Origin of the sequence: Pseudomonas sp. NCCP-436 (genome assembly GCF_019656335.1) — a bacterium.
GTDB lineage: Bacteria > Pseudomonadota > Gammaproteobacteria > Pseudomonadales > Pseudomonadaceae > Aquipseudomonas.
In genome coordinates, this window is the sequence record NZ_BPLZ01000014.1 from 1 (window position 1) to 20,463 (window position 20,463).

Sequence of the window (20,463 nt, forward strand, 5' to 3'; positions counted from 1 at the left end):
TATTCGGATCGCGGTAGCCAATTCACCAGCGCCGACTACCAGCGCTTTCTGAATCGCAACACGCTGGTTTGCAGCATGAGTGCCGTCGGGCATTGCGGCGACAACGCTGCCTGTGAAGGCTTCTTCGGTCAGCTCAAACGGGAGCGCGTTGTCCATCAGTCGTATCGAACTCGTGATGAAGCACGGGCGGATCTATTCGACTACATCGAGCGGTTTCATAACCCACGAATGCGTTGTAGAGTCGCCCGGCAAGATCTGAAGTTTTCAGCCCTTTTCAAACCGTCCGTGGAAATGGGGTAGACCCCCGGGGTAGAACCCAGCAGGCTTTCACCATCACGATGGCTTATCAGGCAGGGCCATATCTGATGGCCCTGCGGAAGGGTCAGGACGCTAGCTCTGCCGGTTCGAAACTGTCGGCGCGGGCCATGTGCCACATGCGTTCGTAGAATTCGCCCTTGATCTGCCCACTGAGCAGTTCGCCTGGGGCGAGGAATAAGTGCTGTTGCGAGAACAGCTTGATCTCGGTGGCCGACAGACGTTGCACTAGGTGTTTGGCGTCGATCTGCGACGGGTGTTCGAGGCCGGCGGCAGCGAGCATTTCGGCCAGGGCCTTGAGCGTGTTGCGGTGGAAGTTGTAGACGCGCTGGGCCTTGTCTTCGACCACCAGAGCGCGCTGGCGCAGCGGATCCTGGGTGGCGACCCCGGTGGGGCACTTGTTGGTGTGGCAGGACTGCGACTGGATGCAGCCGATGGCGAACATGAAGCCGCGCGCCGAGTTGGCCCAGTCGGCACCGATGGCCAGTACCCGGGCGATGTCGAAGGCGCTGACGATCTTGCCGCTGGCGCCGAGTTTGATCTTGTCGCGCAGGTTGCTGCCAACCAGGGTGTTATGCACGAACAGCAGCCCCTCGCGCAGCGGCACACCGAGGTGATCGGTAAATTCCAGCGGTGCGGCTCCGGTGCCGCCTTCCTTGCCGTCGACCACAATGAAGTCGGGCAGGATGGCGGTTTCCAGCATGGCCTTGACGATGCCCATGAATTCCCAAGGATGCCCCAGGCAGAGCTTGAAGCCCACCGGTTTGCCGCCGGACAGCTCGCGCAGACGGGCGATGAACTGCAGCAGCTCGATGGGTGTGGAGAAGGCACTGTGGCACGATGGCGAGATGCAGTCCTGACCCATGGGCACGCCACGGGTGCTGGCGATTTCCTTGGTGATCTTATGTTTCGGCAGGATGCCGCCATGGCCCGGCTTGGCACCCTGGCTGAGCTTGATTTCGATCATCTTCACCTGCGGGCTTGCCGCCTGAGCAGCGAAACGCTCGGGGTCGAAGAGACCCTCCTCGGTGCGGCAACCGAAGTAGCCACTGCCCAGTTCCCAGACCAGGTCGCCACCATGCTCGCGGTGATAGGGGCTGATGCTGCCTTCACCGGTGTCATGGTAGAAGTTGCCGAGTTTGGCGCCCTGGTTCAGAGCCCGGATGGCATTGGCGCTGAGTGAGCCGAAGCTCATGGCCGAGATGTTGAACAGCGAAGCGGAGTAGGGCTGGCTGCACTGTGGCCCGCCAATGTCCACCCGGAAACCGGCCGGATCGGACAGTGGTGCCGGGCGCATGGAGTGGCTGATGAATTCGAAGTCGTTCCGGTACACGTCGCTCAGGGTGCCGAAGGCCTTGTCGGCGCCTTCGTTCTTGGCGCGGGCGTAGACCAGCGAGCGCTGGGCGCGGGAGAACGGCAATTGCTCGGCGTCGCCTTCAAGCAGGTACTGGCGGATTTCAGGGCGGATGCCCTCGACCAGGTAGCGGATGTTGCCCAGGATCGGGTAGTTGCGGCGAACCGCGTGTCGGGTCTGCAGCAGGTCAGCGATGCCGATCAGGCTCAGAACTGCGGTTGTCAGGGTGAAAGGCCATATCCACTCGTGGGAGATGAAGGGCAGGCTGACAAGGGTGAACAGGGCGCAGAAAGCGAAGAAGGCGTAACGGCTGAGCAGAGAAAGGTTCATGCAGGCTCCGGTTACATGGATTAAGCAGGAACTTTAGACCAGAACCATTCATTTAGTCATGTTCTGTCCATCGGGACAGCATCGGGGGTTGAGGACGAATGACGCCGGCCTGTGGCACACTCAGTGGCCCGAAGCCAGCCGTCGTCAAAGTCTGGTTCGGGATTCCCGTTTCTCGGCCGGCGTCTTGGTTGCCGGCCTACTGCCCGAGGCCGCCAGCGGCCAAGAAAGAGGAAAGACCGTGCATAACGTCGTGATCAGTGGTACCGGCCTGTATACCCCGGCTAACAGCATTTCCAACGACGAGCTGGTGGCATCCTTCAATGCCTACGTGCAGCAGTACAACGTAGACAACGCCGAGGCCATCGCCCGGGGCGAGCTGGAGCCACTGAGCGAATCCAGCAGCGCTTTTATCGAAAAGGCTTCCGGCATCAAGAGCCGTTTCGTCATCGACAAGGACGGGATCCTCGATCCGCAGCGCATGGTGCCGCGCATTCCGGAGCGCTCCAACGACGAGTGGGGCATTCTTTGCGAGATGTCCGTGGCCGCTGCCCAGGAAGCTTTGCAACGTGCCGGGCGCAGTGTTGAGGATATCGATGGAGTAATAGTCGCCTGTTCCAATCTGCAGCGTCCCTATCCTGCCGTGGCCATCGAAGTGCAGGCTGCGCTGGGCATCAAGGGGTGGGGCTATGACATGAACGTGGCCTGTTCCTCGGCCACTTTCGGCATCCAGGCTGCCACCACCGCGATCCAGGGCGGACAGGCGCGCGCCATCCTGATGGTCAACCCGGAAATCTGCACCGGCCACCTGAACTTCCGTGACCGCGACAGCCACTTCATCTTTGGTGACGCTGCCACTGCGGTGATTCTTGAACGTGCCGACCTGGCGACCTCCGCTCACCAGTTCGAAGTGGTCAGCACCAAGCTGCTGACGCAGTTCTCCAACAATATCCGCAACAACTTCGGTTTCCTCAACCGGGCGGCCGAGGAAGGCATCGGCGCCCGCGACAAGCTGTTCGTGCAGGAAGGACGCAAGGTGTTCAAGGAAGTCTGCCCGATGGTGGCCGAGCTGATCGCCGCCCACCTGGCGGAAAACCAGCTGGAGCCGACCCAGGTACAGCGTTTCTGGCTGCACCAGGCCAACCTCAACATGAACCTGCTGATCACTCGCAAGCTTCTGGGGCGTGATGCCGAGCCGCACGAGGCGCCGGTGATTCTCGACACCTACGCCAACACCAGCTCGGCCGGATCGGTGATTGCCCTGCACAAGCATCAGGACGACCTGCCGGCCGGCAGCCTGGGTGTGCTCAGCTCCTTCGGCGCAGGTTATTCGATCGGCAGTGTAATTTTGCGCAAGCGTTGAACTCTTTATAGGAATGCCTGATGTGCGCGGGGTGTTCGAGCTCCGTGCACAGGCTTTACCTACAGGAGTCTCATGTCCGATTCTGAATTGCTGGGTCGTCTGCTCGCCGGTGAGCAGAAGGCCTACTGCGAGCTGGTTGCTCGCTATCAGGGGGCAATGCGCGCGGTGGCCTATGCCATTGTCGGCAGCCGTCATGCCGACGAGGTAGTGCAGGATGCCTGGCTTGCCGTGGTGCGTAGCCTCAATGGTTTCCTGGGGCGCTCCAGCCTGAAGACCTGGTTACTGACCATTACCGCCAAGACCCGTCTCAAGCACAACCGTCGCGAAGTGCTGCTCGACGACCTGGCCGCGCCCCACGGTACGGTGGGTGACGAGCGTTTGGCCGATGACGTGCTCGAAAAGCTATTGCTCACTGCTTGTGGGGAGAGTCCATATAGGAATTGTTAGGCGTTGCTCTCATGACTGTTGACGTAGTAACCCATAGCTCCCCTGCTTCTTGTATGTAACGGCCTTGCTGCCTTTAAGACGCCTAACGCCAGTGGTAATGGGCGACGACGGAGCGCAGCGTAGTTGGCGTCCCGTTGACCACCTTGTTATGAGATTTGCGACTTGGTGTCAGGTAGACAGTCAGCAAATTCTATTTGAATAAGTGGCATTTTGCCACGCTGCGCACCACCACCATGCAATATGACCAATAGCATTCCTACCATTACTGACACACCATTGGATATTCGGACCATCTGCTCGAGTAAAGGAAGTGGATAGCCTTTGCTGTGGCGGTGGATTGCATGAATACCGCCGTGGATGAACGAACTTAGAGGCTTCCAAGAGTACTCTTTAAATTCCAGCAGCATATTCACCGGTTCCTGGGGTGCTTTACCCTGTAATTTCTCAAGCATTTCGCTGAGCATCGGAAGCCTATTCGCTTTATTAGCTGCCTCTTGTGTCAGCTCACTGGTCAACTTAGAAACGGCGGTGTCGGAAGCCGCGTAGAGAAGCCACATTGCCCTGACCAGAGCCTCATACTGAAGACGAACAAGTCCCGTCGCGGAGGTGAGATTGCCACCCGAAATCAGCATCTTCGCGCTTTCAGCATGCTCGAATGCAATACTACACATGACTCTACTAGCCATGACTCTCTCCGAATCATCAAAAGGAGCGAGCGCTAAAAACTCCAAGAGTCTGCTTTCGAGTTCAGCAGATCGTGATAGCAGACTATTTATCAATGGTGTCCCTACTTATAACGTTTGGTTAAGGGGCGGGCTTTAGCCCGTCCCAGTGAGCGTAGCGAGCGGTTTGAAGCATTTGTTAGCCTTCAGGTAACACTTGATTTGCTGCTAAAACCACAACGTCTTGACCAAAACTATTTTTGAAGGCGTGCACTGTTCCTTTTACTCTGATCTTAGAATGCGACTTTAATTTCAAAACCTCGCCTGTTAACTCCGTTGGTACGGTTAGCGCAAAATCTGGAATCGCTAAGTCGTTGCTTCCGAGAGGGGTGCTTTGACTAGTATAAGAGCTATCTCTATGGTTTAAGGTTATGACATTGTCTGGAAATTTAATTCCGTATACTTGCTCAAGGTTCCAGGGGCCAAGATATGTTGCCTGAATCTCAATTTCAGTATTTATATGTTTTTTGGCTAGTTTTGAATTTGAAAGTTCTTGATATGGTATAGAAAGCTCTACTGGCGTTGTTTTTATTACAATGCTGGTTTCTGGTTTGTCCATGATTATGGACTGGATGTCGGCAAGAAAACCTGTAACCCCAATAAGAAGTGTTCCGCAGGTTGCTAAAGTCAATTTGCCTTTAAATGTGCTGAAAATTTTCACGAATTTTCCTTCTGAAGGCTAACGCCCGCAGCATGCGCGGCTTTGGAATGGGGGCGAAGCCGCCATGGAAAAGACGTCGCCGTGCCTGCGATGGTTATACCGATTCATACTCACTCGGATGATTGAGCTCACGCTTTTTCCCCTTGAACGCCTCGTAAAGCGCCCGATGGCGACGGAGACCGTATTCGTCTGAACGGGTGTCGTAGGCAGCTACCCATTCGATTAGATTTTCCAAGTTTTCATCCTGCTCTTCTTTCGAGCTGAATTTCTCTGGCTCCCAGGGGCGCGCGCGACAATGAGCGATACAAATCTCAACTCCGGGGTTCAGAAAAATGAGTTCGTCACACTCGCACATAATCGGCTCGATGATGTCTGCGTAACAGCCTTCAATTATCCAGCTCTCATTATGGGCAATAAAAAGCCTTACATCCGCGATGCTATCTTGGATCGGGCGCCGCTGCGCCCCATTGTGAAATGCCACTTCATCAAGAGAAAGGCGAGCGGCTGGATGTTTGGCAATTAATCTCTTTGAGAGAGTGCTTTTACCAGCACCGGCATTTCCAAGAAGTATCGTTCTCACCGCGCTGTTCCTTCCTCGGTATAACGTTTGGTTAAGGGGCGGGCGTTAGCCCGTCCCAGTGAGCGCAGCGAACGGTTTGAACCTATTGTTAGGCTTTAACACGGGCATGCGGCCTCGAAAACTATTGCACCTAATTTTTGGATTTCTACGGTAAGGTCTTCGATATTAGGAAATGTTTTTAGCGATTTTGTGCGGTACTCAAGCTCTTTTCTCTTGTACAAGTTCGCAAGCTTATTTAGCTGCTCGAAAGAGGCGCTTTTTGATATGCCTTTTTCTTTTGATTTTTTGATGAGTCTTTTCAGATCATGGCCAATTGTTTTTAGTTCGTCAGAGCTTAGGCCTTGGTGAAATAGATAGGACTTTAGGGTTAGCTCAGCTGCGTGACCTAGTAAGTAATAGGATACAGAGCGGTAATTTATTTTGGTGGGCGGCGTGGCCTGTAATGTTATTGCCGCCTCAAGAAACTCTGTTGCGAGAGAAAATAATGTGCTTTCGTCTTCGCTGCGATCGCCTGCGGTGTTGAATATTTTTGAGTAGCACATTTATGAGCCTAACGTTTGGTTAAGAGGCGGGCTTTAGCCCGTCCCAGTGAGCGAAGCGAACGGTTTGAACCAATTGTTAGATCTTGCATGGTGAATTTTTAAACATTCTTTGAATTGTTTGAGTGTGCTCATTTTTGCTGGCTGAATAAAATATTTTTCTGTCCAAAAGAATGCGTTTCATTGAGATGTTTGAAATCAAGTGACCGGGTTTCACCTGAAGTGTAATAGCTTTTTCAATTGACTCACCAGTAACCTCTATCTCGTAAACTTCAATTTCCCCGTTTTCCTTTCGCTTTGAGCCTTTGTGAAGGAAATGTATTTTCTGCTCTTTAATCATATGGAATACCCAACGATTGAGATAGCTGGCGGTCAAAAACGCAGCTATTACTGACCAGCAAAGGAAGCGAGGGAAAGTTGACGCATTATGAGTTCTTCAATAGACCTCCTACCAGTTTCACCGCCTGCAAGGTTTCAGGTGGAAAATAACTATTCTCTCGGATGTTTGCGTACATTTCCTGGAGGCTCTGCTCAAATGCGGGAATAAACTCTGGGTTTGTCTTTCCTATGGTTTGCACGAGACAGGCTGTCAAAACTGCGATTGTTTGAGCTGCTTGATCTGGAAGAGGGTTGGACATATGTATTTCTCCGAATTGAAAAATCTAACGTTTGGTTAAGGGGCGGGCTTTAGCCCGTCCCAGTGAGCGAAGCGAACGGTTTGAACCAGTTGTTATATTGCACGTTAATGACCAATGGCCATCCACGTGATTTCTTTTACCCCAGGAACACAGGGCTTCCCTTCGGAGTTAATAAACTTAGCTCTCATGCCACTTCTGGTCGCTATGTAAGTGAAATACTCTGCTGGAAAAAATTCAGGCTGCAGCTTCTGGAGAGGAAGTGGGAGGCTTTTAAGAAATTCGAAATATGCAATATTATGTTCTTTTTTGCCGGGAATGAGGTATTCAATACCCTCAAGAATTTCCTCCTCAGACAAGAAAAACATGTAGTTCAGTACGATGGAGTCGAAAGTCTCTCCATTTTTCAATGGGGCTTTGTATCGGTGGAATAGCTGGTTTCTAGTTTGCTCTGTGGGGATTGCAGAGATGTTGGATATACCTAGAGCTGATTTGGCTATTGTTTCTTCAGCATGCCTTAGGACGGTGCATCCTGCCCATTCTTGCCTAAGTTCAAATTTAGCAAGCTCTGGAAAACGCTCACTTAGGAAAATATTTCGCTCTTCGTCGTGCAAAAAGTTTCCTTGGCTTATTGCGCCTCGAAGTGGAAGCTTATTTTTAAAGCCAAGCTCAAGAAGCAACGACACCGCGCTTATGAAGTTGTTTACATTGTAAACATCATCAATAGGGCATGAAACTAAAACGATTGAGTCGAACAAGAACTGAGAGAAATCAAAGTTTTTCCTTCCAGTGTTGTCACCTTGCGCGGCAAAGAATGTGGCGTTTTTTGCCTCATCGATAAACGAAGAGTACTGCTTGTGTAAGGATTCAATTTCTTCACTTTCGAGGCGTGCTGAAAAGCCTAGGACGTCTAGAAAGGCTATTAGACGATTTTCTAAATTGACTATCACAGCGCCTCCTCGGCAAGTGCAATATAACGCCGAGCACAGCGGCGACCTTGGAGTGGCGACGAAGGAGCCACGTAAAGGGCGTCCGGCGGCCATCGGTCGCGAACTGCTGCGATTTGTTATAACTTGCGCCCAAATATGACTTCATTGTGATATGAAATGCTACGCTCAGATATCCTGTGGTCCTCTGTAGTCCTCAAATCTGAGAGAGTTAATTTAATAGCGCCATAATCACATAGAACGTGGTGATTTGGGCATAGGACTATCACATTATCTGGAACATCAGATCCGTTGTGAGGCGCGCCCAAAGGTATGATGTGGTGAGCTTCAGAATAGGTTTTCCCGTCAGATAGACTAACCACCATGCCACAGATCTGACAGTGATCCTGATGCAGGACTTTTATCTTCCTGGCCAGAACCGTGTCCCGCAGAACCCGATATGTCAGCGAATAAGCTCGACCGGGCTCCTCAACACCGTCCGGCAAATCCGAAGCTTTTGGCGTTTCTTCCAGATATGAACGTAGGCCCCAAACGCCAGCACCCAACCCTTCCACGGAAAAGAACAGGTCTCGCCCCTCTTTAAAACCGGCAGAATCAGACGAAAGATCTTGAATGCGCCGTCTTACAACCGATTTCCATGTGCTCGGGAGCCCAGTGCGAATTCGCTCAATCTCGGCGTATAGCGAATCGTAGCTCGCACTTCCACCAAGATTTTTAAATGCTTTAATAATGTCTTCATCCCAACTCGACATCAGGATTCCCCGTTATAACGTTTGGTTAAGGGGCGGGCTTTAGCCCGTCCCAGTGAGCGAAGCGAACGGTTTGAACCAGTTGTTAGGCTTTGGCTGGGTGACTGACAATTTTACCTTTCTCACCATAGGCAGATTCCCACTCTACTACCACCCCAAATCTTTTCGCTATCTGGCTAGCAAAACCTTTGACGTCGTTTGCAATTCGTTTTCTTGTTTCTTTGTCTGCTGGCAAATCGTATTTGAGGGTGTCCCACTTTATCTCAATAATTGAGCACACCTCGTCTTTGGATATGGCGCTTCCTGGCTTAAGTTTATTTATAGATATACCGAATTCTGAAGGTAGATTCTCAACGATATTGAGGAGTTCTTTAAATTCCACTTTCGCCCCGTCTAAATGATACGAGGTGGATTTTATGATTGCTGGGCCTAAGCCTTTATTGATTAAGTAAAAGCCACACTTGAAGTTGATCGAGTCTCTATCTATTGCGTCATACAAATGCGGGCTAACCGTTAGTCTGTTATGCCTTCTACTGCTAATGATTGACCAGACAGCAACAAATAGCGCCAGTAACGCAATAACTGATCTTGGGTCGAATAACTCAGTTAGGGTCATGTGGTTTCCTGTTCTGGTAGGCCTAACGCCTCAATAACCGGCGCAGCTTTGCTGCGTCCGGCGCCGAAGGCGCGAAGTTGATTGATTTGTTAGAGCTTTGCTCACAACAGGCTCAATATATCTCCAACGACCAAGTATGTATAAACAACATAGCGGTCTGCTTCTTCTTTGGAAACAGCAGCGTGGGAGCCTTTTTGGGCTGCTTTAAATACGCTATCAAGCCTATCACCTACAAACCCGAGATGACTTCCAACAATTTCTTCAAACCTTTCTGATCCTGCATTTTCCTCTAGAAAAGCTATCAATCTGTTTATGTAGTTATCCGGACCAAGTTTTATTATTCGTTTTTTTCCGCCTATTTCTTTTTCAATATCATGTCTTGGTGGATACAACGAATCTGCCAGATCCTGGAGAATTCGACGACAACTATGGACGGCATTGGCCCAGTCCTCTGGGTTCTCGGATTGCAAGTTCTCATAAACAGCCGCAAGCTTCTGGGCCGCATCTGGAACTCTCTCACCAATGGCGTTATCCACGCCTTCACGTACTCGCGAAAATATATCGTCTGCTATTCCGGAGAATTTGAGTTCATGATGCCGCTTTAATGCATATGAATATATGAACGACCGCCGTGATGATAGTCGGCGCTGAGCGCGGGCTGCATTCGTCCGAATAGTATCCCTCTCGAATTTATTCCCAACGGGATTCCAGACCATTTGGTTTGGATTAGCTGATGATACTGAGACATCAGGATCACGGGCGGCGACTAACGCCGAGTCAGCAGACTTTACTTCCTGCTCCAGCTCCTCGATCGAAGTTGTATATATGTAATTATTTATTTTTTCTGTTTTTGCATCTTTCTGCTGGTACTCACGACCCGCAATAACGGCAAGACGATAAATATCAGGATTCACACCATTAGGAGAGGAAGGATACCCGCTAGCCTCTAACTCCATTATTTTTTGACTATCAAAATCATTTAACAGTCGAGCCAGCCTAGATGCTTTCAGCAAAATATTTGCTAAAGGCATTTCGCTTAGCTCAATATTCTTTAGTATGTCTTCCGATAATGCCAGCGCTTCTCGCATGGCTTGTCGGGAAGGAGGTATTTGTTCACTCATACTCTATTGCTCTAACGTTTGGTTAAGGGGCGGGCTTTAGCCCGTCCCAGTGAGCGCAGCGAACGGTTTGAACCATTTGTTAGGCCGTTTCTGTATGTGCTGCCTGGAAAGGGCTATCTGCTCTTGCACGTTATTGGAGTTAGAATTCACTTTCTGGTTTTAGATATACCGTGCCGTTGGCGTATTCGAATATTTCTAAAGTTTGTACCGTGCGGCCGTCGATTTTTATATGGGCGTGAAGTGGTTTATCACTATTGTCGTACGGATGTCTCTCTTCTTCATAAACGTCTATTTCGATACGATCTCCATAGGCATCAATAAACCAGTTGTATTCAAATTCTGGTTCGTCAAGGCTCTCTTCATACTCGATGTCTACGAGTTCGCATCCATCGAAATATAGAATTGTTCCATTGATAATTACGCTATATCTGAAATTTTCCATGTTTCCTCCAGTGCCTAACAGTGATTAGATGGATGGCGGTGCTAATCCGATAGTAGAGCCTTCCATATAACTCCGCATCATCCTCGTAGCTGCCCTGGAAAAATTCCTTTCAAATCATGGTCTTACCGGCCATCTTTCTATGTCTGGGCGTATTCGCTTGACTTCCTATTTTTGCTCTACCATTACTACTGTACAAAAATACAGCTATGGAGTCGGCCATGGAAACCTCCACCAAACCTCGCCTACAAGAGCAGTTCAGGACGGTGATGCGCTTACATCATTACAGTATTCGCACAGAAAAATCCTACTGGTACTGGATTCGCTATTTCATCCGTTTCCATCAACTGCGCCATCCATTGGAGCTTGGTGCTGCCGAGGTCAACGCCTTTCTCACCTGGCTAGCAGTTGAGCGCCAGGTGGCAGCCGCGACCCAGAATCTGGCACTTAATGCACTGGTTTTCCTTTACGCCAAGGTGTTGCAACAACCCCTCGGACAAGTTGGAGAGGTCGTACGCGCAAAACGCTCGGCGCGTATTCCCTGCGTACTCACGCATGAAGAAGCCACGGCGCTCATTTCCAGACTTCGCCAACCGCATCAGCTACTGGCTTCGCTAATGTACGGCGCCGGCTTGCGAGTGGTGGAGGCCGCACGTTTGCGTATCAAGGATATGGATTTCGATAGGCAGGTCATCACCATCCATGATGGCAAAGGCGCCAAGGATCGAACAACACTTCTGCCGGCGCCCTTGATCACACCTCTGCTGGAGCGCAGAGAGCGTATGTTTCGCGCTTGGAAGCAACAGGATCGGTTTTATCACGCTCCCGTCAGCCTGCCATTTGCCTTACGTCGCAAATACCCAAATGCTGGGCGTTCATTCGAGTGGCAGTGGCTATTTCCATCGACGGGGCTTTGTACGGATGAGGACGGGCAGATTGTTCGTCATCACCTTCACGTCAGTGCCATTCAAAAGGCAGTCAGACATGCAGTACGGCAATCCAACCTGCGCAAGTCTGCAAGTTGCCATACCTTTCGCCACAGTTTCGCCACCGAGCTACTGCGTCGGGGTAGCGATATACGTACAGTGCAGACGCTACTGGGGCACGCGGATATACGTACGACGCAGATTTATACACATGTGCTGGGCCAGGGGTTTGCTGGTGTGGTCAGCCCGCTGGGTTGAGCGAGATCGTCATGGCGGTATTCTCGGGTTGCATCCGGGTTACAGAGATCGGCAAAGCGAGGGCTTGGGCAGCGCTTCCATTATCTGTAGATACAGATCTTGCAAACGCTGGGCGTCCTCTTTATCCAATGCTTCTTGCTACAGATGGCGGGCGAATACGTCCTCAACGCTCAGTTCGTCGAGTGTTTCACGCACGTCGCTGGCTACGCTGGCTGCGGTGTTACCACGCTCACGGTGGATGCGCAGTACTTCCACTGGAAGCCCTTCACAGAGTGTATTGATGCGGCTCTGCAGGTCACTCAGGTAGTCATCGATGTTGACCTGTACTTCCGCCACACGGGCCGCTCGGGCGTGCCCTGAACCGCTACATCGGCGATAGCGTCGGCCTGTGCCTTGAGCGAGCCTCGCAGGCTGGTCATGGGTTGGAACACCGGCACGAGCAGCGGCGTAATCGACCGCAACGCGCCATCGATAAATTCCAGCGACGCGTAGTGTGGGTTAGCCGCTTATCACATCTACCGGACGATTCGCCGTGCCTGGCGTGGAGTAACCCACCATCGGCACAACGCGAGGCATCGTCTGGCGGGTTACGCGGCACGCCGCTCTCATCGGTGCCTGCCAGATGAGTGTTCAGCGCCGCTAACCCGCCCTACGAGGAGCCTCCGGCATTTGCCCAGGCATCACCTGTGTGGCCCGTGACGAAACGTCAACAGACCCTAGCCCAGCGGATTGTCCCGGCGCCGGCTTTCGCGGAATTCGCCCGGCGTCTGCCCGGTCCAGTTCTTGAAGCTGCGGTGAAAGGAGCGGGGTTCGGTGAAGCCCAGATAGCAGGCGATGTCCTGGATCGCCAGGTCGCTGCGCAGCAGGTAGTGCTTGGCCAGTTCCTGGCGCAGTTCGTCGAGTATCTGCTGGTAGCTGGTGCCGGCCTGCTGCAGGTGGCGCTGCAGGGTGCGCACGGTCATGTCGAACTTCTCCGCCACCCGCTCCTTGCGCGGCAGGCCGTCCTTGAGCAGCAGGCGCAGAGCGTTCTTCACCCGGTGTGGCAGCGGCTCGTCATCGTCCAGTCCGGCCATCAGGGCCAGGGCATGTTCTTCCAGTGTGCGCAGCAGGTTGGCGTCGGCCTGGCGCAACGGCACGCCGAGGTAGTCCAGCGGCACCAGCAGGGCGTTGCAGCTTTGTTCAAAGCGCACCGGGCAGCCGAACAGAGCCTGGTATTCCTCCAGTTCGGTGTCGGCCGGTTGCGCGTGCTCGAACCACACTTCGCGCGGTGAATGCTCGGAGTCGGCGATCCAGCGGGCGTACAGCAGCCAGGACGCGAGCACGTTCTCCACCATGTGCCGGTGCACCTCCGGCGCCTGATGGCGACAGTTCCAGATCAGCCGCACGTGATCCTCCGCCGCCTCGATACGGCTGGTGCCCATGTCGCCCACCAGTTTCTCGTAGGGCACGATGCGGCTCATGGCTTCGCCCAGGGTGGCGCAGTTCATGGCGATGTAGCCCAGCACGCTCCACGAACCGGGCTGGACGAAACGCGCCGAGTGCAGGCCGAACAAGGGGTCGCCCGACACCTCGATCAGATGCGCCAGCAGGCGCTCATGCACCTCGCTGGGCATGCGCCTGCCGTTATCGGCCAGATCCTGCGCCTGGATGCCGGCGGCGCTCAGCGCACGATCGATGTCCAGACCGAGCTGTTCGGCCTGGCGCAGGTATTTGAGCAGGGCCGGAACCGAGGTGTAACCGAGGTTTTCCATGGATTCTTCTTGTTCTGGGTGCCTGTCTTGATTGGCGATAGCGCCTGTCCCGATTCGACAGTGACGCAAATCGGCGGCTGGCTAGTATAGGCAGCCATGAATGCTGACCGGAATGGGGGATGTGATGCGACGCTGGAACGGATGGGGTGACGAGGCGACTCAGGTTGAGCTGCCGGCCCATGGCGAGGCCTTTCTCGCTGAGTTGGTCGGTGTGGGCCAGCGTCTGACCGATGCCAGCCTGGAACAGGTAATGGCCCGCGTGCCGGCTTCGCGCCTGACGGCGCATCCGCTAATCAGTCTTGATGCCGAGGTGCGCGTGCGCCATGCCCGTGGGCAGAGTCTGCCGGACTGGCTGGCGATGCGTTCCGGCGACTTTGGCGTGTTTCCCGATGGGGTCGCCTTCCCGGAAACGGCCGCGCAGATCCGCGAGCTGTTGGCCTGGGCGCAGCAGCATGACGTGACGCTGATTCCCTATGGGGGGGGCACCTCGGTGGCCGGGCATATCAACCCGCTACCGGGCAGCCGGCCGGTACTGACGCTTTCACTGGAGCGCATGACGCGCCTGCTGGAGATCGACGAGGAGAGCCTGATCGCCACTTTCGGCCCTGGTGCCAATGGCCCGCAGGTTGAAAGCCAGTTGCGCGCCCGTGGTTACACCCTGGGGCATTTTCCTCAGTCCTGGGAGCTGTCGACTCTCGGTGGCTGGGTTGCCAGCCGTTCCAGTGGCCAGCAGTCGCTGCGTTACGGGCGCATCGAGCAACTGTTTGCCGGCGGCAAGCTGGAGACCTTCGCCGGCACTCTGGAGAGTCCCACCTTTCCGGCTTCGGCTGCCGGGCCGGATCTGCGTGAACTGGTGCTGGGCTCGGAAGGGCGCTTCGGGGTGATTTCCGAGGTGCGTGTGCGCATCAGTCCGCTGCCTGAACAGGAGCGCTTCTACGCGGTATTTCTGCCGGACTGGCCGCGAGCATTGAGCGCGATTCGCCGTCTGGCGCAGGCGCGGGTGCCGCTTTCCATGCTGCGGCTGTCCAATGCCGTGGAAACCCGCACGCAACTGGCGCTGGCCGGCCATCCGCAGCAGATCGCTCTGCTGGAGAAGTATCTGGCTCTGCGCGGGGCGGGCGAGGGCAAGTGCATGCTGACCTTCGGCGTGACCGGCAGCCGTGTGCAGAACGCTGCTTCGCTGAAGCAGGCGAGAAGGCTGCTGAAGGGCTTCGGCGGGGTGTTCACCGGCACTCTGCTGGGCAGGAAGTGGGAGCAGAATCGCTTCCGTTTTCCTTATTTGCGTCACGGGCTGTGGGAGTGCGGCTATCTGGTGGACACCCTGGAGACCGCCACCGACTGGGCCAATGTCGACAACCTGCTGAACCGCATCGAGGCAGCCCTGCGCGAGGAACTGGCCGGCGACGGCGAGCGGGTGCACGTATTCACCCATCTGTCGCACGTCTATGGCGAAGGTTCGAGCATCTATACCACCTATGTGTTCCGTCCGGGGGGCGACTACACCGAGGCGCTGGCGCGCTGGCAGCGGCTGAAGGGCGCCGCCAGCCGGGTGATTGCCGCCAACCGGGGCACCATCAGTCATCAACATGGCGTTGGCCGCGATCATGCGCCGTACCTTGCCGTGGAGAAGGGCGAGTTGGGCATGGCTACGCTGCACAGCCTGGCCCGGCATTTCGACCCCGAACGTCGTCTCGCCCCTGGCGTGCTGCTGCAAGATCATGACTAGGGGCGGGAGGCAGGCATGAGTGAAAGGCGCTGGAACGCTGCCTGGCGTGAGCAGGCGCTGCCGCAGCTGGCCGCGCAGGAGTGGGATCTGCTGGTGATAGGGGGTGGCATCTGCGGTGCCGGCATCCTGCGCGAGGCGGCCAGACGCGGCTGGCGCTGTCTGTTGCTGGAGCAGCGCGATTTTGCCTGGGGCACCTCCAGCCGCTCTTCGAAGATGGTGCACGGCGGGCTGCGCTACATCGCCAAGGGCCAGTTGCGCCTGACCCGGGACTCGGTGCGTGAGCGCCAGCGCCTGCTCGGTGAGGCACCTGGGCTGGTGGAGCCGCTGAGTTTCATGCTGCCGCACTATCGTGGAGGTTTTCCCGGGCCTCGGCTGTTTGGCGCTCTGCTGAACCTGTACGACGCGCTGGCCGGCCGGCGCAACCATCGTTTCTACCCGCCGCAACTGCTGCGCTATCAGGCACCGGGGCTGAGCGAGGCAGGTTTGCTCGGCGCCACGCAGTTTTTCGATGCGGTGACCGATGATGCCCGCTTGGTGCTGCGAGTGCTGGGCGAGGCGCGTGCCGATGGCGGTGAGGCGCTTAACGGCATGCGCGTGATCGAGTTGTTGCGGGAGGACGGTCGGGTGGTCGGGGTACTGGCCGAGGATAGCGAGACGGGTAAGCGCTACTCGCTGCGCAGCCGTGCCGTGGCGCAGGCCATCGGTGCCTGGGCCGAGCGCTTGCGCCAGCCGGACAGTGTCCGGATTCGTCCGCTGCGCGGCAGCCATCTGCTGTTGCCGGGCTGGCGGCTGCCAGTGGCCCATGCCTTCAGCTTCATGCATGAGCAGGATGGCCGGCCGGTATTCGTCTTTCCCTGGGAGGGGGCGACGGTGATCGGCACTACGGATCAGGATCATGCCGACGATCTGGATCGCGAGGCCGCCATCAGTCCGGCCGAGGTGCGCTATCTGCTGCAGGCTTGCGCCCAGTCGTTTCCGACGGCACGGATCACGCGGCGCGACGTATTGTCTTGCTGGGCCGGTGTGCGACCAGTGGTCAGCGATGGCCAGGCCGGACTGAAACCCTCGGACGAAAAGCGCGAGCACGCTCTGTGGCTGGAGCCGGGGTGCGTGACTCTGGCCGGCGGCAAGCTGACCACCTTCCGCTTGCTGGCACTGGAGGTGCTGCGGGCCTGCGCCGGCTTCACCGGCCGGTCGCTGGCGGACAGTGGCGGTGCCGTGTTCAACCGCCCGAATGAGCCGTTGGCCGGCCTGAGCCCGTCTCTTGGGCGGCGTCTGGCTGGGCGGCATGGCCGCCAGTTGAGCGGCGTACGGCGTCTGATTGATGAACTTGGTGAAGAGCGGGTCGACGCCAGCGACATTCTCTGGGCCGAGCTGGCCTGGGCTGCCGAGAGCGAGCTGGTATTGCATCTGGACGATCTGCTGCTGCGGCGTACCCGTCTCGGGCTGCTGCTGGCCGGCGGCGGGCGTGACGAACTGCCGCGCATCCGCGCCCTGTGCCAGGCCCGGCTGGGCTGGAGTGATGCACGCTGGCAGCAGGAAGAAACCGACTATCTGGCATTGTGGCAGCGCTGCTATGGCCTGCCGGAGGATGACGCATGATGGGCCTTTCGCGCCCCTGCGGGCAGGTCGCCGTGAGCGAGCCTAGCTATCTGCTGAGCATCGACAATGGCACCCAGAGCGTGCGTGCGCTGTTGTTCGACACCGCCGGCAACCTGCTGGGCAAGGGCAAGGTGGAGCTTGAACCGTACTATTCCCGCGAGCCCGGCTGGGCCGAGCAGGACCCGGAATACTACTGGGCCTGTCTCGGCGAGGCCTGCCGGCAACTGTGGCAGCAGGTGGGCATCGATCGCAGCCAGATCAAGGGCGTCGCCGTGACCACCCAGCGCGGCAGCATCATCCATGTTGACGAACAGGGCGCGCCGTTGCGTCCGGCGATTCTCTGGCTCGACCAGCGTCGTGCCGAGATAAAGGGGCGCATCAAGGGCCTGTGGGGATGGCTGTTCAAGCTGGCGCGGGCCGAGGATGCTGTGAATCACTTCCGTGGTCAGGCCGAGGTCAACTGGGTTGCCCGGCACCAGCCGGAAATCGCCGCGCGCACGCACAAGGTGCTGTTGCTTTCGGGCTTTCTCAGTCATCGCCTGTGCGGTCGTTTCGTCGACTCCGCCAGCAGTTGCGTGGCTTATCTGCCGTTCGATTACAAGCGTCTGCGCTGGGCTGAGCCCGGGGACTGGAAGTGGCAGGCGCTGGCGGTTCGCCCCGAGCAGTTGCCGGCGCTGTACAAGCCGGGCCAGGAGTTGGGTCGTATCACTGCCGAGGCCAGTCGCCATACCGGGATTCCCGAAGGGCTGCCGCTGATCGCCGCTGGTGCCGACAAAGCCTGTGAAGTACTCGGCGCCGGTGTCCTGGATCCGGCCACCGCCTGTCTCTCCTATGGCACCACGGCCACCATCAACACCACCCGGCGCCGCTATCTGGAAACCATCCGGCTGATTCCTCCCTATCCGGCGGCACTGCCGGATCATTTCAACACCGAGGTGATGATCTTCCGCGGCTTCTGGATGGTCAGTTGGTTCAAGCGTGAGTTCGGTCTGTGCGAGATGCAGCGCGCCGAAGCCCTGGGGGTATCGCCCGAGGCGCTGTTCGATGAGTTGGTCAACGCCGTGCCACCCGGCTCAATGGGGTTGATGCTGCAGCCCTATTGGTCGCCTGGCGTCCGTGAGCCGGGCCTGGAAGCCAAGGGTTCGATCATCGGCTTTGGCGACGTGCACACCCGGGCGCACCTGTACCGGGCGATTCTGGAGGGGCTGGCCTATGCCCTGCGGCAGGGCAAGGAGCGCATCGAGAAACGCTCCGGAACCCGCATCCGCCGTCTGCGGGTGTCTGGCGGTGGCTCGCAGAGCGATGCGGCCATGCAACTGACTGCCGATATCTTCGGCCTGCCTGCCGAGCGTCCGCATCTATACGAAACCAGCGGGCTGGGCGCGGCGATCAACTGCGCGGTAGGTCTGGGACTGCATGCCGACTACCCGACGGCCATTGCCGCGATGACTCGCGTGGGCCGCATATTCGAGCCCGATCCTGTGGCGCAGCCCACCTACGAGCAGCTTTACGGACAGGTCTATCTGCGCATGTACCGCCAGCTCAAGCCGCTCTACCAGCGTATCCGCCGGATTACCGGATACCCGGCCTGAGCTGTCTCAGGCCAGTTCCACCAGGACAATTTCGCTGTCTTCCCGGGCTTCGATGTGCAGCAGCGTTTCCCCCTCGATAGCCACGCCGTCACGGGCCTGGGCAGCTATGCCGTTGACCGTGAAGGCGCCGCTGGCCGCGACCAGGTAGGCGCGTGCACCTTCCGCCAGGGGATAGTCGGCAGCGCTGCCGGCCCTGAGGGTGGCGGCGGCAAGGCGCGCATCGGCACGTAGCGGCAGGGCCTCGCCATCTTTGTCATGACCGCTGGCCAGCACGATGAACTGTCCGGCACGTTCGTCGCGCGGAAACGGACGAGTGCCCCAGCGTGGCGGCAGGCCGAGGCGGTTCGGTTCGATCCAGATCTGAAAGATCCGGGTGGTGTTGTCCTCAAGGTTGTATTCACTGTGGACGATTCCGCTGCCGGCGCTCATTACCTGGATGTCGCCTGCCTCGGTGCGGCTTTCGTTGCCCAGGCTGTCGCGGTGGCTGATGGCCCCTTCGCGTACGTAGGTGATGATCTCCATGTTGTGGTGTGGATGCGGGGCAAAACCGGATTGCGGGGCGATTTCGTCGTCGTTCCAGACCCGCAGGCGGCCCCAGTTCATCCGCTCGGGATCATGGTACTGAGCAAAGGAAAAGTGGTGACGGGCGCTGAGCCAGCCGTGGTTGGCGGCACCAAGCCCGGCGAACGGACGTACTTCGATCATGGTCAATCTCCTGTGGGTGCGGCGCTATCGCGCACGGCGTTGATGGGCGCATGATCTTTTTTATTTTATCGATTTAATAGTGCAATTTATCCGATAAAATCATCGATTTTTTAGATGCGTTAGGTGCCGTAACCGGTCGAGACGCATCCTCAGGGAGGTGTGTGATGGGCGAGCGCAAGGCCTGGCTGATCCTGCATGGCAAGCAGGCACTGAACGAGGACGTGAGGGTGGCCGTAAGCGCTATGCGCGAGCGTGGCTGGGAGATGGCAGTACGTCCGACCTGGGAGGGTGGTGATGCCGAAAGACTGGTGCAGGAGGGACTGGCGGCCGGTTATCGGACTCTGGTCGCCGGCGGTGGTGACGGGACGCTGCGAGAAGTGACCGAGGCGCTGTTACAGGCAGGCAGCGCGGCCAGCCTGGCACTATTGCCGCTGGGCACGGCCAATGATTTTGCCCATGCCGCTGCTATTTCGCTGGTGCCGTCCGATGCGCTGGCGTTGCTTGAGCACGAGCCTGTGGCGGTGGATGTCGGGCGGGCAGATGAGCGGGTGTTCCTCAATATGGCCACCGGTGGCTTTGGCTCCAGCGTTACCGCCAGCACCTCGGAAGAGTTGAAAAAGGTTCTCGGTGGCGCCGCCTACCTGCTTACCGGCCTTGGCCGCTTCTCCGAGGTGCGTGCAGCGACCGGGCGTTTCGTCGGGCCGGACTTCGAGTGGCAGGGAGAGTTTCTTGCGCTGGGTATCGGCAATGGCCGGCAGGCTGGTGGCGGGCACCAACTCTGTCCGGAGGCCAGCATCGATGATGGACTGCTGGATGTGTGCATCGTGCCGGCCGCGCAGGATGTAGTGGGAGCCCTGGGGACGCTGATTAGCGGCGGAATACTTGGCCTGCAGAGCGTGGCGATCAGCGCCCGTTTGCCGTGGCTGCAGGTTGAAGCCCATGAGGCGCTGGATCTGAACCTGGACGGTGAACCTCTGAGCAGTCGGCGCGTACGCTTTAGTGTCGAGCCTGCGGCTCTGCGCATGCATTTGCCGGCGCATTCTCCACTGATCGGTCGCTGGCAAGTGGCACGGGGCTAAGGCATGATG

21 protein-coding genes and 1 pseudogene are annotated in these 20,463 nt (G+C 56.7%); 8 read left to right on the forward strand and 14 right to left on the reverse strand.

Going from position 1 to position 20,463, the window contains the following annotated elements:
* Window positions 1-300: IS3 family transposase (locus tag NCCP436_RS13950; RefSeq protein ID WP_220804598.1), on the forward strand; the 300-nt coding region annotated here is incomplete at its 5' end.
* Window positions 301-382: 82 nt separating this feature from the next.
* On the opposite strand, the gene NCCP436_RS13955 is transcribed toward NCCP436_RS13950, so the two are convergent.
* The gene (locus tag NCCP436_RS13955; RefSeq protein ID WP_220804599.1) at window positions 383-1,999 is read right to left on the reverse strand and encodes an FMN-binding glutamate synthase family protein; all 1,617 of its coding nucleotides are present in this window, start codon (window positions 1,997-1,999) and stop codon (window positions 383-385) included.
* Window positions 2,000-2,237: 238 nt separating this feature from the next.
* Between NCCP436_RS13955 and NCCP436_RS13960 the strand changes: the two genes are divergently transcribed.
* Window positions 2,238-3,359 carry a beta-ketoacyl-ACP synthase III gene (locus tag NCCP436_RS13960; protein ID WP_220804600.1) on the forward strand — a complete coding sequence of 374 codons (1,122 nt, stop codon included), beginning with the start codon at window positions 2,238-2,240 and terminating at the stop codon, window positions 3,357-3,359.
* 72 nt (window positions 3,360-3,431) lie between these two features.
* Window positions 3,432-3,749, forward strand: a pseudogene (locus NCCP436_RS13965) (RNA polymerase sigma factor); the annotation flags it as partial.
* 203 nt (window positions 3,750-3,952) lie between these two features.
* Here the strand turns inward: NCCP436_RS13965 and NCCP436_RS13970 are convergent.
* The 10 genes from NCCP436_RS13970 to NCCP436_RS14015 form a co-directional block, all read right to left on the reverse strand.
* Window positions 3,953-4,492, reverse strand: a complete 540-nt coding sequence (locus NCCP436_RS13970) for a DUF6988 family protein (protein ID WP_259651500.1) — start codon at window positions 4,490-4,492, stop codon at window positions 3,953-3,955.
* 175 nt (window positions 4,493-4,667) lie between these two features.
* Window positions 4,668-5,189, reverse strand: coding sequence for a hypothetical protein (locus tag NCCP436_RS13975; RefSeq protein ID WP_220804602.1), 522 nt, complete (start codon window positions 5,187-5,189; stop codon window positions 4,668-4,670).
* Between the two features lie 94 nt (window positions 5,190-5,283).
* Window positions 5,284-5,769, reverse strand: a complete 486-nt coding sequence (locus tag NCCP436_RS13980; RefSeq protein WP_220804603.1) for a hypothetical protein — start codon at window positions 5,767-5,769, stop codon at window positions 5,284-5,286.
* A gap of 95 nt (window positions 5,770-5,864) precedes the next feature.
* Window positions 5,865-6,311 (reverse strand): hypothetical protein, encoded by a 447-nt coding sequence (locus NCCP436_RS13985; RefSeq protein WP_220804604.1) that lies wholly within the window; start codon window positions 6,309-6,311, stop codon window positions 5,865-5,867.
* Window positions 6,312-6,733: 422 nt separating this feature from the next.
* Window positions 6,734-6,946 carry a hypothetical protein gene (locus NCCP436_RS13990; RefSeq protein ID WP_220804605.1) on the reverse strand — a complete coding sequence of 71 codons (213 nt, stop codon included), beginning with the start codon at window positions 6,944-6,946 and terminating at the stop codon, window positions 6,734-6,736.
* A 104-nt stretch (window positions 6,947-7,050) separates the two neighbouring features.
* Complete coding sequence (locus NCCP436_RS13995) at window positions 7,051-7,893, reverse strand: hypothetical protein (protein WP_220804606.1); 843 nt, start codon at window positions 7,891-7,893, stop codon at window positions 7,051-7,053.
* A 116-nt stretch (window positions 7,894-8,009) separates the two neighbouring features.
* On the reverse strand, window positions 8,010-8,642 hold the full coding sequence (locus NCCP436_RS14000; RefSeq protein ID WP_220804607.1) for an HNH endonuclease: 633 nt from the start codon (window positions 8,640-8,642) through the stop codon (window positions 8,010-8,012).
* A gap of 82 nt (window positions 8,643-8,724) precedes the next feature.
* Window positions 8,725-9,255, reverse strand: a complete 531-nt coding sequence (locus NCCP436_RS14005) for a hypothetical protein (protein WP_220804608.1) — start codon at window positions 9,253-9,255, stop codon at window positions 8,725-8,727.
* Between the two features lie 101 nt (window positions 9,256-9,356).
* Window positions 9,357-10,376 (reverse strand): hypothetical protein, encoded by a 1,020-nt coding sequence (locus NCCP436_RS14010; RefSeq protein ID WP_220804609.1) that lies wholly within the window; start codon window positions 10,374-10,376, stop codon window positions 9,357-9,359.
* Between the two features lie 139 nt (window positions 10,377-10,515).
* Window positions 10,516-10,818, reverse strand: a complete 303-nt coding sequence (locus NCCP436_RS14015; protein ID WP_220804610.1) for a hypothetical protein — start codon at window positions 10,816-10,818, stop codon at window positions 10,516-10,518.
* Window positions 10,819-11,036: 218 nt separating this feature from the next.
* Here NCCP436_RS14015 and NCCP436_RS14020 point away from each other — a divergent pair, with 218 nt between their 5' ends.
* On the forward strand, window positions 11,037-11,999 hold the full coding sequence (locus NCCP436_RS14020; RefSeq protein ID WP_220804611.1) for an integron integrase: 963 nt from the start codon (window positions 11,037-11,039) through the stop codon (window positions 11,997-11,999).
* Between the two features lie 138 nt (window positions 12,000-12,137).
* On the opposite strand, the gene NCCP436_RS17890 is transcribed toward NCCP436_RS14020, so the two are convergent.
* A complete protein-coding gene (locus tag NCCP436_RS17890; RefSeq protein WP_375709497.1) occupies window positions 12,138-12,335 on the reverse strand; it encodes an exonuclease SbcCD subunit D C-terminal domain-containing protein in 198 nt (65 codons plus the stop codon).
* Window positions 12,336-12,715: 380 nt separating this feature from the next.
* A complete protein-coding gene (locus tag NCCP436_RS14030) occupies window positions 12,716-13,750 on the reverse strand; it encodes an AraC family transcriptional regulator (protein ID WP_220804612.1) in 1,035 nt (344 codons plus the stop codon).
* A 124-nt stretch (window positions 13,751-13,874) separates the two neighbouring features.
* On the opposite strand from NCCP436_RS14030, the gene NCCP436_RS14035 reads away from it, so the two are divergent.
* Genes NCCP436_RS14035 through NCCP436_RS14045 form a run of 3 tightly spaced genes read left to right on the forward strand, consistent with a single transcriptional unit; the run spans window position 13,875 to window position 18,670 of the window.
* Complete coding sequence (locus tag NCCP436_RS14035; protein WP_220804613.1) at window positions 13,875-15,476, forward strand: FAD-binding oxidoreductase; 1,602 nt, start codon at window positions 13,875-13,877, stop codon at window positions 15,474-15,476.
* 15 nt (window positions 15,477-15,491) lie between these two features.
* Complete coding sequence (locus NCCP436_RS14040) at window positions 15,492-17,078, forward strand: glycerol-3-phosphate dehydrogenase/oxidase (RefSeq protein ID WP_220804614.1); 1,587 nt, start codon at window positions 15,492-15,494, stop codon at window positions 17,076-17,078.
* On the forward strand, window positions 17,078-18,670 hold the full coding sequence (locus NCCP436_RS14045) for an FGGY-family carbohydrate kinase (protein ID WP_375709498.1): 1,593 nt from the start codon (window positions 17,078-17,080) through the stop codon (window positions 18,668-18,670). Before NCCP436_RS14040 ends, NCCP436_RS14045 begins: the two co-directional genes overlap by 1 nt.
* A gap of 6 nt (window positions 18,671-18,676) precedes the next feature.
* Here NCCP436_RS14045 and NCCP436_RS14050 read toward each other — a convergent pair whose 3' ends face one another.
* Window positions 18,677-19,375: a pirin-like bicupin family protein gene (locus NCCP436_RS14050; RefSeq protein WP_220804615.1), complete on the reverse strand. Its 699-nt coding sequence runs from the start codon at window positions 19,373-19,375 to the stop codon at window positions 18,677-18,679.
* A 164-nt stretch (window positions 19,376-19,539) separates the two neighbouring features.
* Between NCCP436_RS14050 and yegS the strand changes: the two genes are divergently transcribed.
* Window positions 19,540-20,454: a lipid kinase YegS gene (yegS, locus tag NCCP436_RS14055; protein ID WP_220804616.1), complete on the forward strand. Its 915-nt coding sequence runs from the start codon at window positions 19,540-19,542 to the stop codon at window positions 20,452-20,454.
* Window positions 20,455-20,463 lie beyond the last annotated feature (9 nt).